Consider the following 272-nt stretch of genomic DNA (forward strand, 5'->3'; position numbering starts at 1 on the left):
CGTGTTCTTCAACCTCGATCCGCTCTGGGCAAGCCCGGATATCGATGCCATCGGCATTGACAATTACATGCCGCTCTCCGACTGGCGCGACGAGGATGCTGCAAACGGCAATCCTGATGGCATGACCGGCCCGGACGATGCCGCCGCCTTCCGCCGTGCGATAACGGCGGGCGAGGGCTTCGACTGGTTTTACGCCGGTGACGCGGACCGCGCGGCGCGGCGGCGCACGCCCATCACCGATGGGTTGAAGGGAAAGCCATGGGTGTTCCGCT

At 64.7% G+C, this 272-nt stretch carries 1 protein-coding gene; it reads left to right on the top strand.

Features of this window, described 5'->3' with window-relative positions; genetic code table 11:
• Window positions 1–272, top strand: a 272-nt coding sequence (locus SB816_RS31710) for a glycoside hydrolase TIM-barrel-like domain-containing protein (protein ID WP_410548209.1), incomplete at both ends; no start/stop codon positions are given.

Source organism: Achromobacter sp. SIMBA_011, from assembly GCF_046535435.1.
GTDB lineage: Bacteria > Pseudomonadota > Gammaproteobacteria > Burkholderiales > Burkholderiaceae_B > Achromobacter > Achromobacter dolens.